This is a genomic window from Kitasatospora sp. NPDC088742 (assembly GCF_055584905.1).
Genome location: NZ_JBVJLD010000050.1, coordinates 1 through 15,718 on the forward strand (window position 1 = coordinate 1; position 15,718 = coordinate 15,718).

The 15,718-nt window shown below is 70.5% G+C and carries 10 protein-coding genes; 1 reads left to right on the top strand and 9 read right to left on the bottom strand.

Annotation, left to right across the window (positions count from 1 at the left end; all coding sequences use genetic code 11):
* Nucleotides 1-297 precede the first annotated feature (297 nt).
* The 9 genes from ACZ6ZR_RS30560 to eccD form a co-directional block, all read right to left on the bottom strand.
* On the bottom strand, nucleotides 298-1,983 hold the full coding sequence (locus ACZ6ZR_RS30560; protein WP_465647834.1) for a ribonuclease J: 1,686 nt from the start codon (nucleotides 1,981-1,983) through the stop codon (nucleotides 298-300).
* A 171-nt stretch (nucleotides 1,984-2,154) separates the two neighbouring features.
* On the bottom strand, nucleotides 2,155-3,054 hold the full coding sequence (gene dapA / locus ACZ6ZR_RS30565; protein ID WP_465647835.1) for a 4-hydroxy-tetrahydrodipicolinate synthase: 900 nt from the start codon (nucleotides 3,052-3,054) through the stop codon (nucleotides 2,155-2,157).
* A 239-nt stretch (nucleotides 3,055-3,293) separates the two neighbouring features.
* Nucleotides 3,294-4,016 (bottom strand): FAD-dependent thymidylate synthase, encoded by a 723-nt coding sequence (gene thyX, locus ACZ6ZR_RS30570; protein ID WP_465647838.1) that lies wholly within the window; start codon nucleotides 4,014-4,016, stop codon nucleotides 3,294-3,296.
* A complete protein-coding gene (locus tag ACZ6ZR_RS30575) occupies nucleotides 4,013-4,474 on the bottom strand; it encodes a hypothetical protein (protein WP_465647840.1) in 462 nt (153 codons plus the stop codon). The genes thyX and ACZ6ZR_RS30575 overlap by 4 nt, the downstream gene beginning before the upstream one ends.
* Before the next feature lie 7 nt (nucleotides 4,475-4,481).
* Nucleotides 4,482-5,219: a 4-hydroxy-tetrahydrodipicolinate reductase gene (dapB, locus tag ACZ6ZR_RS30580; RefSeq protein WP_465647842.1), complete on the bottom strand. Its 738-nt coding sequence runs from the start codon at nucleotides 5,217-5,219 to the stop codon at nucleotides 4,482-4,484.
* Between the two features lie 13 nt (nucleotides 5,220-5,232).
* Nucleotides 5,233-6,615 (bottom strand): M16 family metallopeptidase, encoded by a 1,383-nt coding sequence (locus tag ACZ6ZR_RS30585; RefSeq protein ID WP_465647844.1) that lies wholly within the window; start codon nucleotides 6,613-6,615, stop codon nucleotides 5,233-5,235.
* A 66-nt stretch (nucleotides 6,616-6,681) separates the two neighbouring features.
* A complete protein-coding gene (locus ACZ6ZR_RS30590) occupies nucleotides 6,682-8,895 on the bottom strand; it encodes a polyribonucleotide nucleotidyltransferase (protein WP_465647846.1) in 2,214 nt (737 codons plus the stop codon).
* Between the two features lie 427 nt (nucleotides 8,896-9,322).
* Nucleotides 9,323-9,613: a 30S ribosomal protein S15 gene (rpsO, locus tag ACZ6ZR_RS30595; RefSeq protein WP_345288773.1), complete on the bottom strand. Its 291-nt coding sequence runs from the start codon at nucleotides 9,611-9,613 to the stop codon at nucleotides 9,323-9,325.
* A 211-nt stretch (nucleotides 9,614-9,824) separates the two neighbouring features.
* Nucleotides 9,825-11,282, bottom strand: a complete 1,458-nt coding sequence (eccD, locus tag ACZ6ZR_RS30600; RefSeq protein ID WP_465647848.1) for a type VII secretion integral membrane protein EccD — start codon at nucleotides 11,280-11,282, stop codon at nucleotides 9,825-9,827.
* A gap of 353 nt (nucleotides 11,283-11,635) precedes the next feature.
* On the opposite strand from eccD, the gene eccCa reads away from it, so the two are divergent.
* Nucleotides 11,636-15,586: a type VII secretion protein EccCa gene (eccCa, locus tag ACZ6ZR_RS30605; RefSeq protein ID WP_465647850.1), complete on the top strand. Its 3,951-nt coding sequence runs from the start codon at nucleotides 11,636-11,638 to the stop codon at nucleotides 15,584-15,586.
* Nucleotides 15,587-15,718: the final 132 nt, after the last annotated feature.

The window sequence follows — 15,718 nt, forward strand, 5'->3', positions numbered from 1 at the left end:
TGACTTTTGGCACGCTGTTGAGTTCTCAAGGAACGGTCACTTCCTTCAGGCCGCCTTCCAGCGGGCCCTCCGGGCGCTTCGTTCTTTCGTGTTTCAAGCTTATCAGATGCTTTCCGCTCCGTTTTACCGGAGTTTCGCTTTCCGATTTCGCTTTCCGCCTTTCGGCGCTCCCGAACTCTACCAGAGTTCCTCGGGCTCGATTTCCCTTCTCGATTTCATTCGGAGAAGTTCCGCCGGCCACTTGGGGCAACCCGGAGAACATTACGCACCGGGTTGCCCCAAGTCAAACCGAGAGGACTAGACCTCTACGACGACCGGAACGATCATCGGACGGCGGCGGTAGTTGTCCGCCACCCACTTGCCGATGATGCGGCGGACCAGCTGCTGCACCTGCCGGACCTCGATGACACCGTCCCCGGCCGACTTCTGCAGGCCCTCCTGGAGCTTGGCCACCACCGGGGCGAAGGCACCGTCGTCGATGCCGGAGCCGCGGGCCTGGATGGTCGGGCCGCTCACGATCTTGCCGCTGGCGGAGTCGACCACCACGAAGACCGAGATGAAGCCCTCCTCGCCGAGGATGCGGCGGTCCTTCAGGGAGGCCTCGGTGATGTCGCCCACCGACGAACCGTCGACGTACACGTAGCCGGCCTGGACCTTGCCGACGATCTTGGCGACGCCGTTCTCGAGGTCGACCACCACGCCGTCCTCGGCGATGACGGTGCGGTTCTTCGGGACGCCGGTCTTGATGCCGAGGTCGGCGCAGGCCCGCAGGTGACGCCACTCGCCGTGGACCGGCATCAGGTTCTTCGGCCTGCAGATGTTGAAGAAGTACAGGAGCTCGCCGGCCGAGGCGTGGCCGGAGACGTGCACCTTGGCGTTGCCCTTGTGGACGACGTTGGCGCCCCAGCGGGTCAGACCGTTGATGACCCGGTAGATCGCGGTCTCGTTGCCGGGGATCAGCGAGGAGGCCATGATCACGGTGTCGCCCTCGACGATCCGGATCTGGTGGTCGCGGTTGGCCATCCGGGACAGCGCGGCCATCGGCTCGCCCTGGGAGCCGGTGCAGACCAGGACGACGTCCTTGTCCGGCAGGTCGTCGAGGGTCTTGACGTCGACGATCATGTTGCCCGGCACCTTGAGGTAGCCGAGGTCACGGGCGATGCCCATGTTGCGGACCATCGAGCGGCCGACGAAGGCGACCTTGCGCTTGTGCTCGTGCGCGGCGTCCAGCACCTGCTGGATGCGGTGCACGTGGCTGGCGAAGGAGGCCACGATGATGCGCTTCTCCGCGTTGGCGAAGACGTTGCGCAGCGCCGCGGAGATGTCGCGCTCGTGCGGGATGAAGCCGGGGACCTCGGCGTTGGTGGAGTCCACCAGCAGCAGGTCCATGCCCTCCTCGGCCAGCTTGGCGAAGGCCGGGAGGTCGGTGAGGCGGCCGTCCAGCGGGAGCTGGTCCATCTTGAAGTCGCCGGTGGCGACGACCATGCCGGCCGGGGTGCGGACGGCGACGGCCAGGGCGTCCGGGATGGAGTGGTTGACGGCGATGAACTCGCAGTCGAAGGGGCCGATCCGCTCGCGGTCGCCCTCCTTGACCTCCAGGACGTACGGGCGGATCCGGTGCTCGGCGAGCTTGGCCTCGATCAGGGCGAGGGTCAGCTTGGAGCCGATCAGCGGGATGTCCGGGTTCTCCCGCAGGAGGAACGGGACGGCACCGATGTGGTCCTCGTGACCGTGCGTCAGGACGATGCCGTCGATCTTGTCGAGGCGGTCCCGGATGGAGGTGAAGTCCGGCAGGATCAGGTCGACGCCGGGCTGCTCGTCCTCGGGGAAGAGCACGCCGCAGTCGATGATGAGCAGCCGGCCCGCGTGCTCCAGCACGGTCATGTTGCGACCGATCTCGCCGAGGCCGCCGAGCGGGGTGATCCGGATGGCGCCGGGCTTGAGGGCCGGGGGCGTGCCGAGGTCGGGGTGAGGGTGGCTCAAAAGACTCTCCTTACGACGCACGCCACATGCCCGGGGGTCCTCCCCTGCTGACACGTGGCGTGCGTGCTTCGATGGTTTCCTACTTACCAGGTCTGATGCATCGCGCCTTCGGTCCGGTCCAGCGGCAGGCCTCGGGAGGCCCGGCGAGCCGGGGCGCGCACGTCTTGTCGGTTACAGGTGTACCCCGCCGGCGGCGAGATCCTCCTTCAACCGCGCGATCTCCTCCTCGGTGGCGGAGACCAGCGGCAGGCGGAGCGGTCCGGCCGGGTGGCCCTGCAGGGTGAGCGCGGCCTTGGTGAGGATCACGCCCTGAGTGCGGAACATACCGCTGAACACCGGCAGCAGGCTCTGGTGAATCGCGGTGGCCTTCGCCACGTCGCCGTCGCGGAAGGCGTCGATCATGGTGCGCAGCTCGCCGGCCACCACGTGGGCGACCACGCTGACGATGCCGACGGCCCCCACCGAGAGCAGTGGCAGGTTGAGGATGTCGTCACCGGAGTACCAGGCGAGGCCGGAGCGGGAGATCGCCCAGGAGGCCGCGCCGAGGTCGCCCTTGGCGTCCTTGTTGGCGACGATCCGGGGGTGCTCGCCGAGCCGGACCAGGGTCTCGGTGCTCAGCGCGACGCCGGACCTGCCGGGGATGTCGTAGAGCATCACGGGGAGGCCGGTGGTGTCGGCGATGGCGACCGTGTGCCGGTACAGGCCTTCCTGCGGGGGCTTGCTGTAGTACGGGGTGACCACCAGCAGGCCGTGGGCGCCGGCCGCCTCGGCCTGGCGGGCCAGCTCGGCGCTGTGGTGGGTGTCGTTGGTGCCGACCCCGGCGACGACGTGCGCACGGTCCCCGACCGCCTCCACGACGGCGCGGACCAGCTGGGCCTTCTCCGCGTCGCTGGTGGTGGGGGACTCGCCCGTGGTGCCGTTGATCACGAGACCGTCGTTGCCGGAGTCCACCAGGTGGGTGGCGAGGCGCTGGGCGCCGTCGAGGTCGAGCGCGCCGTCGGCGGTGAACGGGGTGACCATCGCGGTCAGCACCCGGCCGAAAGGCGTCTGGGGGGTGGAGGTCGGAGCCATGGGTCCAAAACTACTCGTAGGCACCCCGGGGGTATCCGGAGCGGTCCAGGGTTCGGACAGGTGTGGCGTGGCACTGACGGCCCGTCAGCCGCCCGTTCCGGCTCCCGGCATGGGATTCCGGTGCTACCCGCTCGGGGGTTCGAGCAGCACCGGAATCCGTGACCTGAGCCTAGGGAGCCCTCAGAATCACCGCAATCCAGACATGCCGGACACGCCACTCCTATGCCTGTCGGCCCAGGTCAGGGGGCCACGCGGCCGTGCTTCTCGAAGGCCGCATGGGTGAGCGGCATGAGCTTCGCCCACTCCGCCTCCATGCCCTCGGCGACCATCTCGATCTCGCGCTGCGGGAAGGAGGGCACGGTGGCGTTCTCCTTCTTGGTCCGCAGCGAGAGGAAGTGCATCAACGAGCGGGCGTTGCAGGTGGCGTACATCGAGGAGAACAGGCCGACCGGCAGCACGGCCCGGGCCACCTCGCGGGCCACGCCCGCCTCCAGCATCTCCTGGTAGGCGGTGTACGAGGCCCGGTAGGCGGCCTCCATCTGCTCCGTCACCACGTCCTGCTGCTCCGGGGTGCCGTCGACGAACTCGTACCGGCCCGGGCGGCCCTGCTGGACCAGCTTGCGCTCGGCGCCGGGCACGTAGAAGACCGGCTCCAGGTTGCGGTAGCGGCCGGACTCCTCGTTGTACGACCAGCCGCTGCGGTGCCGGTGGAACTCGCGGAAGACGAAGATCGGCGCGCTGATGAAGAAGGTCATCGAGTTGTGCTCGAAGGGGGTGCCGTGGCGGTCCCGCATCAGGAAGTTGATCAGGCCGGCCGACTTCTCCGGGTCCTGGGACAGCGCCTCCAGCGACTGCTCACCCGCGGTGGAGACCCGCGCGGACCAGATGACGTCCGAGTCGGCGGCGGCGCTGCGCACCAGCTGCACCGTCACGTCGTCGCGGAACTTCACTTCGCTGCTCAACTCTTGCTCCCAATCGGTTCGTTGCTCCCGTGCAGCTTGATGGCGTGCTGCATGGTCCTGCGGGCCCGCGGCGTGTCCCCCGCGTCCGCGTACGCCACGGCCAGGCGGAAGAACACCCGCCAGTCCCCCGGTGCCGCCTCCGCCTCCGCCTTGCGGCGGGCGAACACCTCGTCGGCCGAGGCCCGGTCGATCCGCCCGCCGCTGGTGCGGCGCAGCTCGTCCACCGGGAGGCCCCCCTCGGCCTCCAGCTCCTCGGCCAGCCGCTCGCTGGCCCGGCCGAACCGCACGGTCGCGCGCAGGAACCAGACGCCGATCGCCGGGATGACGAAGGCGCAGACGCCCAGGCCGATGCCGAGCGGCTTGCCGGTGGCGATCAGCTGGACGCCCTCGCCGACGCAGATCAGCGAGACCAGCAGCAGGGCCGCGGAGAGCGCGAAGAAGCCGGTGCGCGAGGTCATCCGGTACTCAGAGCTCCATGAAGTGTTCGAGGCCGAAGGTCAGCCCCGGGCGCCCGGCCACCTTGCGCACGCCGAGCAGGATCCCCGGCATGAAGCAGCTGTGGTGCAGCGAGTCGTGACGGATCGTCAGGGTCTCGCCGGTGTCGCCGAGCAGCACCTCCTGGTGGGCCAGCAGGCCGCGCAGCCGGACCGAGTGGACCGGCACGCCGTCCACGTCGGCGCCGCGGGCGCCGGGCAGGCCGTGGGTGGTCGGGTCGGACTGCCGGGGCAGGCCGGCCTCCTCCCGGGCGGCGGCGATCAGCTGGGCGGTGCGGGCGGCGGTGCCGCTGGGGGCGTCCGCCTTGTGGTTGTGGTGCAGCTCCACGACCTCGACGGTCTCGAAGTACTTCGCGGCCTGCTGGGCGAACTTCATCGACAGCACCGCGCCGACGGAGAAGTTCGGCGCGATCAGCACGCCGACCCCGGGGGCCTCGGCCAGCCAGCCGCGCAGGGTGGCGAGCCGCTCCTCGGTCCAGCCGGTGGTGCCGGTGACGACGTGGATGCCGTTGCGGACGCAGTGCTCCAGGTTGGCCATCACCGCGTCGGGGTGGGTGAGTTCGACCGCGACCTCGGCGCCCTTGAGCTCCTCCAGCGAGGAGGAGCGGCCGAGCGCGGCGGTCAGCTCCAGGTCCGGGGCCGCGGTGACGGCCTTGACCGCCTCCGAGCCGATCCGGCCGGTGGCGCCGATGACGGCGACAGACGTCATGTCAGGAGTCCTCTCAGGCCAACAGGGTGGCGAGCGCGTCGGCCCGCTTCTGGTTGATCGGGCCGATCAGCGCGAGCGAGGGCCGGTGCGCGCCGAGCACGTCCCGGGCCACCGCGTGGACGTCCTCCAGGGTGACGGAGGAGATCCGCTCCAGCATCTCGCTGACCGACAGGTGCTGGCCGTAGCTGATCTCGGCCTTGCCGATCCGGTTCATCAGCGAGCCGGTGTCCTCCATGCCGAGCACGGTGGAGCCGGAGATCTGGCCGATCGCGCGGCGCAGCTCCTCCTCGGTGATGCCCTCGGCGACCACCTTGGCCAGCTCCTCGCGGCAGATCTCCAGCACCTGCTCGACCCGCTTGGGCTGGCAGCCGGCGTAGATGCCGAACAGGCCGCTGTCGGCGTAGGAGGAGGAGTACGAGTAGACCGAGTAGGCCAGCCCGCGCTTCTCCCGGACCTCCTGGAACAGCCGCGAGCTCATCCCGCCGCCGAGCGCGGCGTTGAGCACCCCGAGGGCCCAGCGGCGCTCGTCGTGCCGGGGAACGCCGGGCACCCCGAGCACCAGGTGGGCCTGCTCGGTCGGGCGGTTGAGCACCTCGACCCGGCCGGCCGTGCGCAGCGCGCGGACGCCCTTGCGGACCTCGGAGGGGTGGCCGGCCGAGCGGGCCAGCACCGGCGCGAAGGCCTTGCGGACCTGTCGGACCACGGTCGCGTGGTCGAGGTTGCCGGCGGCGGCGACCACCAGCTGCTCAGGCTTGTAGCGGCGGTGGAAGAAGCCGGCGATCTGATCGCGGGTCAGGTTGGTGACCGTCTCCTGGGTGCCGAGGATCGGGCGGCCCAGCGGGGTGTCGCCGTAGATCACCTTGGCGAACAGGTCGTGCACCACGTCGCCCGGGTCGTCCTCGGCCATCGCCATCTCCTCGAGGATGACGCCGCGTTCGGCCTCCACGTCCTCGGGGCGGATCAGCGAGCCGGTGAGCATGTCGCAGACCACGTCGATGGCCAGCGGCAGGTCGGTGTCGAGCACCCGCGCGTAGTAGCAGGTGTTCTCCTTGGCGGTGAACGCGTTCATCTCGCCGCCGACCGCGTCGAGCGCGGCGGAGATCTCCAGTGCGGTGCGCCGGGCGGTGCCCTTGAAGAGCAGGTGCTCCAGGTAGTGGGTGGCGCCGTTCAGCGCCGGGGTCTCGTCCCGGGAGCCGACGCCGACCCAGATGCCGAAGGTCGCGGAGCGGACCGTCGGGAGGGTCTCGGTGACGACCCGCAGACCGCCGGGGAGGACGGTGCGGCGCACGGTGCCGGCGCCGTCCACGCCCTTGAGCAGGGTCCGGGTGGAGCCGGGGCGCTGCTGCGCCGCGCTGGCCTGGGCCACGGGCTTCCTTCCAGGTGGTGCGAGGAACATTCGACGAACAGGGTGCGGCCCGCGCACTCCGGGGAGCGCGCGGGCCGCGGTGGAGCTAACGGAGCGTCACTCGGCGGCGGGAGCGGCGTCCTCGCCGTCCTCGCCCTCGACGACCGGGATCAGCGAGAGCTTGCCGCGCGGGTCGATCTCGGCGATCTCGACCTGCACCTTGGAGCCGACGGCCAGCACGTCCTCGACGTTCTCCACGCGCTTGCCACCGGCGAGCTTGCGGATCTGCGAGATGTGCAGCAGGCCGTCCTTGCCCGGCATGAGCGACACGAACGCACCGAAGGTCGTGGTCTTCACCACGGTGCCCAGGTAGCGCTCGCCGACCTCCGGCATGGTCGGGTTGGCGATCTGGTTGATCGTGGTGCGGGCGGCCTCGGCGGCCGGACCGTCGCTGGCACCGATGTAGATGGTGCCGTCGTCCTCGATCGTGATCTCGGCGCCGGTGTCCTCCTGGATCTGGTTGATCATCTTGCCCTTGGGGCCGATGACCTCACCGATCTTGTCCACCGGGATCTTGATGGTGATGATGCGCGGGGCGTACTGCGACATCTCGTCCGGGGCGTCGATCGCCTCGTTCATCACGTCGAGGATGTGCAGGCGGGCGTCCTTGGCCTGCTTCAGCGCGGCGGCCAGCACCGAGGCCGGGATGCCGTTGAGCTTGGTGTCCAGCTGCAGCGCAGTGATGAAGTTGCGGGTACCGGCGACCTTGAAGTCCATGTCACCGAACGCGTCCTCGGCACCGAGGATGTCGGTCAGCGTGACGTAGTGGGTCTCGCCCTCGATCTCCTGGGAGATCAGGCCCATCGCGATGCCGGCCACGGCGGCCTTCAGCGGGACACCCGCGTTCAGCAGCGACATGGTCGAGGCGCAGACCGAGCCCATCGAGGTGGAGCCGTTGGAGCTCAGCGCCTCGGAGACCTGGCGGATCGCGTAGGGGAACTCCTCGCGGGTCGGCAGCACGGGCAGGATCGCCCGCTCGGCCAGCGCGCCGTGGCCGATCTCGCGGCGCTTCGGCGAACCGACGCGGCCGGTCTCGCCGACCGAGTACGGCGGGAAGTTGTAGTTGTGCATGTAGCGGCGACGCGTCTCCGGGGAGAGCGTGTCGAGCTGCTGCTCCATCCGGAGCATGTTCAGCGTGGTGACACCCAGGATCTGGGTCTCGCCGCGCTCGAACAGCGCCGAGCCGTGCACGCGCGGGATCGCCTCGACCTCGGCGGCCAGCGTACGGATGTCCGTGACGCCACGGCCGTCGATGCGCACCTTGTCGGTGATGACGCGCTCGCGGACGATCTTCTTGGTCAGCGCGTTGTAGGCGGCGCTGATCTCCTTCTCGCGACCCTCGAACTTCGGGAGCAGCTTCTCGGCCGCGATGCCCTTGATCCGGTCGATCTCGTTGTTGCGCTCGGTCTTGCCCGGGATGGTGAGGGCCTTCGCGAGGTCGCTCTTGACGGCGTCCGTCAGGGCGGCCAGCACGTCGTCCTGGTAGTCCAGGAAGACCGGGAACTCGCCGGTCGGCTTGGCGGCCTGGGCGGCCAGCTTCGCCTGGGCGGCGCAGAGCACCTTGATGAACGGCTTGGCGGCCTCGAGACCGGCGGCCACGACCTCCTCGGTCGGAGCCTCGGCGCCCTCACCCACCAGGGTGATGGTCCGCTTGGTGGCCTCGGCCTCGACCATCATGATCGCGACGTCGCCGTCCGGCAGCGCACGGCCGGCCACGACCATGTCGAAGACGGCGTCCTCGAGCTCGGTGTGGGTCGGGAAGGCCACCCACTGACCCTTGATCAGCGCAACGCGGACGCCACCGATCGGGCCGGAGAACGGCAGGCCCGCGAGCTGGGTGGAGGCCGAGGCGGCGTTGATGGCCACCACGTCGTACAGGTGGTCCGGGTTGAGCGCCATGATCGTGCAGACGACCTGGATCTCGTTGCGCAGGCCCTTGACGAAGGACGGGCGCAGCGGACGGTCGATCAGGCGGCAGGTGAGGACCGCGTCCTCGGAGGGCCGGCCCTCACGACGGAAGAACGAGCCGGGGATGCGGCCGGCGGCGTACATCCGCTCCTCGACGTCGACCGTCAGCGGGAAGAAGTCGAAGTGCTCCTTCGGCTGCTTGGAGGCGCTGGTGGCCGACAGCACCATGGTGTCGTCGTCCAGGTAGGCCACGGCGGAACCGGCGGCCTGACGGGCCAGCCGGCCGGTCTCGAAACGGATGGTACGGGTGCCGAAGCTGCCGTTGTCGATGACGGCCTCGGCGTAGAACACGTTCTCTTCCACCTGGAAGATCTCCTCTTTCGTACGTTCCCGGAGGAGCGTCCCAGCGCTTGCTGTCTGCCGGCGGCCCTGGGCAGTTCGGGCCGGTCTTCGATCGAAGCCTCCGGGGCTTCCCTCGCTGGGGACTCCCGGGGGCCACTACCGAGGACCGGCGCCTCTCGGGCCTGGTCGGCGGTCGCGTCTGGACGCTCCTCCGGATGCGGGCGGCCTCCGTTTGAGGCCCTTCTCCCCGCTCGGTGAGTGCGTTTGTTGCCTGGGTCGGGCCGACTTCACGTCGGCGCCATGACCGGGCATGCCCCTCACCTTACAAATTCACACCCTACCGAGCGCGTCATTAGGGCGCGTGTGGTGCGGCGGGGTGGGTGGTGCCGTTCGGGTATGCAACGAGGGGCGGCTCCCCGGTGTCGGGGAGCCGCCCCTAGCAGCGGTCTTAGCGGGCGCCGCCGGCGGCACCGCGGCGGATGCCGAGGCGGTCCACCAGGGTACGGAAGCGCTCGATGTCCTTCTTGGCCAGGTACTGGAGAAGGCGGCGGCGCTGGCCGACCAGGATCAGCAGGCCACGACGCGAGTGGTGGTCGTGCTTGTGGAACTTGAGGTGCTCGGTCAGGTCCGAGATCCGGCGGGACAGCATGGCGACCTGGACCTCGGGGGAGCCGGTGTCGCCCTCCTTCTGGCCGAACTCGGCGAAGATCTGCTTCTTGACGTCAGCGGCGAGAGCCACGGCATCTCCTTCAAGGTTTCCGAGTGACCCTGGTAGACGGCACAGGGATCTGACTGAACTCGGACTGCCCAAGAGTACCAGCGCCCGCCGCCGCCCCTTACCGCAGGGTGAGGGGCGACGGCGGGCGGAAGCTCTCGACCCTTCCCCACCCGCCCCGAGCCGAAGGGGCGCGCCGGTGCCGGGGTCAAGCGCCCCGGAGGCGAGCGGGCGACTAACTGGTGGCGCCGCGGATCAGGCCGTAGATGTCGAGGACGGCCAGGGCCAGCGGGACCAGGGCGACCAGCGTCAGGCCGTCGACCATGTCCAGGATGCGGCCCCAGAAGGGGGAGACGCCCAGGCGCGGGACGACCAGGGCGATGCCGGTGAGGATGGCGGCGCCGGCCGCGATGGAGGCGGAGAGCCAGATGGTGCGCAGGTCCACCGAGGAGGAGGCGGTGGCGGACAGGATGAACTGCGGGGTGTGCAGCGAGAGGCCGATGACCAGCAGGGCCAGGCCGATCAGGCCAGCGATGGTGAGGGCGAAGACCTGGCCGGTGTAGCGGAACAGGCGGGCCCGCAGCATGGTCGAGACGCCGACGGCCAGGGCCAGCAGCTCGGCCCACATCCGGTCGCTGAAGCCGAGCACGGTGCAGGCGCCGATCACGGTGGCGGCGCAGCCGCCGACCAGGCCGACCAGCACCTCGTGGCCGCGCCGGGCCTGGTGGGCGATCCGCTCGTACTGGACGGTCTCGGAGGCGGCGGCCTCCTCGGCGTAGGAGCTGCCGCGGGTGCGGGTCTGGCCGGGGGCGTTGAAGCCGACGGGCAGGCGGGCGAAGCGGGCGGAGAGCGCGGGCAGGAAGCCGACCGCCGCGACCGCGGCGACGCCGGTGACGGCGGCGATGTCGGTGGCGGGGGTGTCGGAGAGCAGGACGGCGGCGAAGGAGGCCAGGGTGCCGGAGGCGGCCAGGAAGGCGGCGGCCACGAAGACCGAGTCCTTCTCCGGGAGCATGCCGACCAGCAGGACCGAGACCACCAGCACGGCGACGCAGCCGACCAGCAGCTGGAGGCGGCCGGGGCCGTCGCCGACGGTGGCCACCGCGATGATGCCGCTGCCGGCGATCAGGGTGTGCGGCAGGGCGCCGAGGCCGAGCGCGACGGCGGCGTCGTGGTCCTGGTAGATCCGGGCGCGGACGCCGGCGAAGGCGACCAGCACCACGGCGGTGACGCCGGCCAGGATGCCGGGCAGACCGTGCATGTCGTGCTTCAGGTCGGCGAACCAGAGCGCGAAGCCGAGCAGGGTGAGCAGCACGCCCGCCCCGATCAGGCCGAAGGAGCGCATCAGGTCCGGGCTCCAGAACCGGTGGTCGGCGCCGACCGCGCTGGCGATGGCGTCGGCCACGTCGTCGTAGACGGCCGGCGGCAGCGACTCCGCGAACGGACGCAGGCTCAGCAGGTCCCCGTCCCGCACCTGTTGGGCGGCCAGCGGCAGCCCGCTGTCCAGCACCGTGCCGTCGCGGCGGACCAGGTGGAAGCCGGTGGGCGCACCGTCCACCTGGGTCTGCCCGGAGAGCCGCAGCACCTCGGGGTAGATGTCCGCGAGCGGAACGTCCTCCGGCAGTGCGACGTCGATCCGGCTGTCCGGCGCCACGACGGTGACCCGGCAGAATCCGGTAGTGGCGTTAGAGCTCACCGGCGCTTCCCCCTGTTGCTGTGTCCGTTGTCAGCTTGGCGCCCCCGCCGGCCGGTAATTGGCACGACCCGACCAAGAGTTGGCGCGGCGACACCCTACCGTCAGATGGTTCGGACCGGGATGCCTGCCCCCGGACGGAGCGTCAGGCCGGGGCGGAGCAGGTGAGTTACGGCCCCGTGCTCGAACGGTTGACGTGCTCCCAGTAGGGTGGGCCCCTGCGCGAGGCGAACGGGGGCGATGACGCGCGACCCCGGAGGCGCCTGCGATCGGCGGAGCGGGGGCGGCGTCATCACACACGGGGCGCCCTCAAGACCCGTACGTGTCCAGTTGCGTGTGCGTGAGGGCTGATGCCAGTGAGTGTGATTACGGTCAAGCGTCCGGCGCGGGCGTATCCGCCTCCGGTACCGGACGAGCCGGTGGAGCTGGTGCCGCCGCCTGAGCTGCCGAGGGCCGGTGGCGAGGACTGGATGATGTCCCTGCTGCCGCTGCTGGGCATGGGCGGTTCGGCGGCCTTCCTCTTCAACGGCCAGGGGCCGATGAAGATGATGGGCGTACTGATGGTGGCCTCCACCGCCGCGATGGCGGTGGCGCAGGTCGTCAAGGCCCGCAAGGGCGGCAGCGCCGGTACGGCGGACGAGCGCCGGGACTACCTGAAGTACCTGCAGCAGATGCGCCGTCAGGTCCGCCGCACGGCCGACCGGCAGCGCGGCGCGCAGCTGTTCCTGCACCCCGAGCCGGACCAGCTCTGGTCGATCGTGGCCGAGGGCCGCCGGCTCTGGGAGCGGCGTCCGAGCGACCCGGACTTCGCGCAGATCCGGCTGGGCCAGGGCCCGCAGCAGCTGAACACGCCGCTGAAGGCCCCCGAGACCGCTCCGCTGGACGAGCTGGAGCCGCTCTCGGCGGCCGCCATGAAGGACTTCCTGACCGCTCACGGCACCCTGCAGGACCTGCCGTTGGCGGTCTCGCTGCGCGCCTTCTACCACATCACGGTCTGCGGCGACCCGGACACCGTGTACGGCAACGTGCGCGCGATGCTGGCCCAGCTGGCGACCCTGCACTCCCCCGACGACCTGGTCATCGGGGTGGCCGCCGCGCCCGGCGCGGTGGACGAGTGGGAGTGGGCCAAGTGGCTGCCGCACACCCAGCACCGCAAGGAGGCCGACGGCGCCGGTTCGCGCCGTCTGATCGCCACCGGGCTGGGCGAGTTGGAGGTGCTGCTGGCCACCGAGCTGAACGGCCGCAAGGGCTTCTCCCGGGACTCCGTGCCGTCCGCAGACCAGCCGCACCTGGTGATCGTGATGGACGGTGCCTCCGTCCCGCACGACTCGGTGCTGGCCGGGGTCGAGGGCGTCGAGAACGTCACCATCATCGAGGTGGTGCCGGGTGACCTGGACGAGCCGAGCGGCCACCTGGTGGTCACCCTGACCAAGGACCGGCTGCTGCTGGAGTCGGCCTCCGGGGCCTCGTACTCGGGCAAGCCGGACACCCTGTCGTCCTGGCAGTCCGAGGCGCTGGCGCGGCAGTTGGCGCCGTTCCGGGTCTCGGCCGGCGGTGACGACGGCGACCCGTCGCTGGTCTCGATGGACTTCACCGAGATGATGGAGACCGGCGACCCGGGCTCCTTCGACCCGGCCCGGCACTGGCGGCCGAAGCCGGTCTCGGAGAAGCTCAAGGTGCCGCTGGGCGTCGGCCAGAACGGCGAGTACGTCTGGCTGGACCTCAAGGAGGCCTCGCTGGCGGGCATGGGCCCGCACGGCATGTGCGTCGGCGCGACCGGCTCCGGCAAGTCCGAGGTGCTGCGCACCATCGTGCTGGCGCTCGCGGTCACGCACTCCTCCGAGGTGCTCAACCTGGTGCTCGCGGACTTCAAGGGTGGTGCGACCTTCGCCGGCATGTCGGAGATGCCGCACACCGCCGCCGTGATCACCAACCTGGAGGGCGAGGCCACCCTGATCGACCGCATGCGCGATGCGATCGAGGGTGAGATGAACCGCCGTCAGGAGCTGCTGCGCTCGGCGGGCAACTACGCGAACATCAACGAGTACGAGCGGGCCCGCGCCGCCGGCGCCCCGCTCGACCCGCTGCCCTCGCTGTTGATGATCATCGATGAGTTCTCCGAACTCCTCACCGCCAAGCCGGACTTCATCGACCTGTTCATCCAGATCGGCCGGATCGGCCGTTCGCTGGGTATGCACATGCTGCTCGCCTCCCAGCGACTGGAGGAGGGCAAGCTCCGCGGTCTGGACACCTTCCTCTCCTACCGCCTGGGTCTGCGCACCTTCTCGGCCGCCGAGTCGCGGGCCGCGATCGGCGTGCCGGACGCGTACCACCTGCCGCCCATCCCGGGCGTCGGCTACCTGAAGTTCGGCTCCGACGTGATGGAGCGGTTCCGGGCCGCGTACGTGTCCGGTCCCTACCGTCCGCCGGGCCAGCAGGTCTCCACCGGCGGCCGGGTGGTCACCGCCCAGCCGGTGCTGTTCACCGCCGCCGAGGTCGAGGTGGTCGAGCCGGTGGTCGAGGAGGTCCCGGTCGAGGTGGCCGAGGAGATCGACGACTCGCTGCTCGACACCATGCTCGACGTCTTCGTGCAGCGGATGATCTCCCAGGGCCCGCCGGCCCACCAGGTCTGGCTGGCCCCGCTGGAGACCCCGCCGTCGGTGGACCAGCTGGTGCCGCCGCTCCAGGTGACCGCCGAACGCGGCCTCACCTCGCCGGAGTTCGGTGCGCTCGGCCGTCTGGTGGTGCCGGTCGGCATCGTCGACAAGCCGCGTGACCAGCGCCGCGACGTGCTCTACCAGGACTACTCCGGCGCGGCCGGCCACGGTCTGGTGGTCGGTGGTCCGCGCTCCGGCAAGTCCACCCTGATCCGCACCATGGTGGCGGGCTTCTCCGTCACCCACACCGCGGCCGAGACGCAGTTCTACATGCTGGACTTCGGCGGTGGCGGCTTCCAGGCCCTGCAGGGCCTGCCGCACGTCGGCGGGGTGGCCGGGCGTCTGGACGTGGAGAAGGTCCGACGCACCGTCAGCGAGGTGCACGGGGTGCTCAACCGGCGCGAGGAGCTGTTCCGCTCGACCGGCATCGACACCATCGCCACCTTCCGCTCCAAGCGGGCCAACGGGCAGCTGCCGGACGAGCAGTTCGGCGACGTCTTCCTGATCATCGACGGCTGGCTGACCTTCAAGCAGGAGTTCGAGGTCCTGGAGCCGGTCATCGCCGACATCGCCCAGCGCGGTCTCGGCTACGGCGTGCACGTGATCCTCACCGCCGCCCGCTACGCCGAGGTCCGGCCGGCCCTCAAGGACCTGCTGCAGAACCGCACCGAGCTGCGGCTCGGTGACGCGATGGAGTCCGAGATCGACCGCAAGGTCGCGCAGAACGTCCCGGCCGGCCAGCCCGGCCGCGGTCTGACCGCGGACAAGCTGCACTTCCTGTCGGGCCTGCCCCGTCTGGACGGCAGCACCACCATCGAGGACCTGGTGGACGGGGTCTCCGACCTGGTCGCCCAGGTGGACGCGGCCTGGACCGGCCAGCGTGCCCCGCAGGTCCGGATGCTGCCCGCGGTGCTCGACGGGAACGCGCTGCCCAAGGGCTTCGAGCACCCCGAGCTGGGCATCGCCTTCGGTGTCGACGAGGTCGAACTCGCCCCGGCGTTCATCAACTTCGAGACCGACCCGCTCTTCCTGGTGTTCGGTGCGAGCGAGTCCGGCAAGTCGGCCGTGCTGCGCATGCTGATCAAGCAGATCACCGAGCGGTACACCCCGGACCAGGCCGGCATCGTGGTCGGCGACTTCCGCCGCTCGCTGCTGGGCGTCGTCCCGCCGGAGTACCTGGTGGAGTACGCGGCCGCCGCCCCGGCGATGAACTCGATCGTGGAGATGCTGCGCGGCGCCTGCTCGCGGCGCCTCCCCGGCCCGGACATCACCCCGGAGCAGCTGCGCAACCGCAGTTGGTACACCGGCAAGGACATGTTCGTGATCGTGGACGACTACGAGCTGGTCGCCACCTCCTCGGGCAACCCGATGGCGCCGCTGGCCGAGTTCCTCCCGTTCGCCCGGGACATCGGCCTGCGCGTGATCATCGCGCGCAGCGCCGGCGGTGCGGGCCGCTCGCTGTTCGAGCCGGTCATGCAGCGCATGAAGGAGCTCGGCGGCCAGGGTCTGCTGCTCTCCGGCGACAAGTCCGAGGGCGCCCTGCTGGGCACCGTCAAGCCGCAGCCGCTGCCCCCGGGCCGCGGTGTGCTGGTGACCCGTCGTCAGACCGCCGGGCAGACCGTCCAGACGGGCTGGCTGCCGGCTCTGTGACGGTGGCGTGAGCAAAGGGCCGTGGGCCCCCCCGCAGGGGGGGGCCCCGCCCCGTCTCGCCAGCCCCTTACCCACAGCCCCCCGCGGGTGGTCAGGACGCCCGGCGGCGCCCGGCGCGCCCCACCCCCCACC

Coding starts and splice junctions, on each gene's coding strand:
- ACZ6ZR_RS30575 (WP_465647840.1), bottom strand. CDS start 4,474: ATGACCTCGCGCACCGGCTTCTTCGCGCTCTCCGCGGCCCTGCTGCTG.
- ACZ6ZR_RS30585 (WP_465647844.1), bottom strand. CDS start 6,615: ATGTTCCTCGCACCACCTGGAAGGAAGCCCGTGGCCCAGGCCAGCGCG.
- dapA (WP_465647835.1), bottom strand. CDS start 3,054: ATGGCTCCGACCTCCACCCCCCAGACGCCTTTCGGCCGGGTGCTGACC.
- dapB (WP_465647842.1), bottom strand. CDS start 5,219: ATGACGTCTGTCGCCGTCATCGGCGCCACCGGCCGGATCGGCTCGGAG.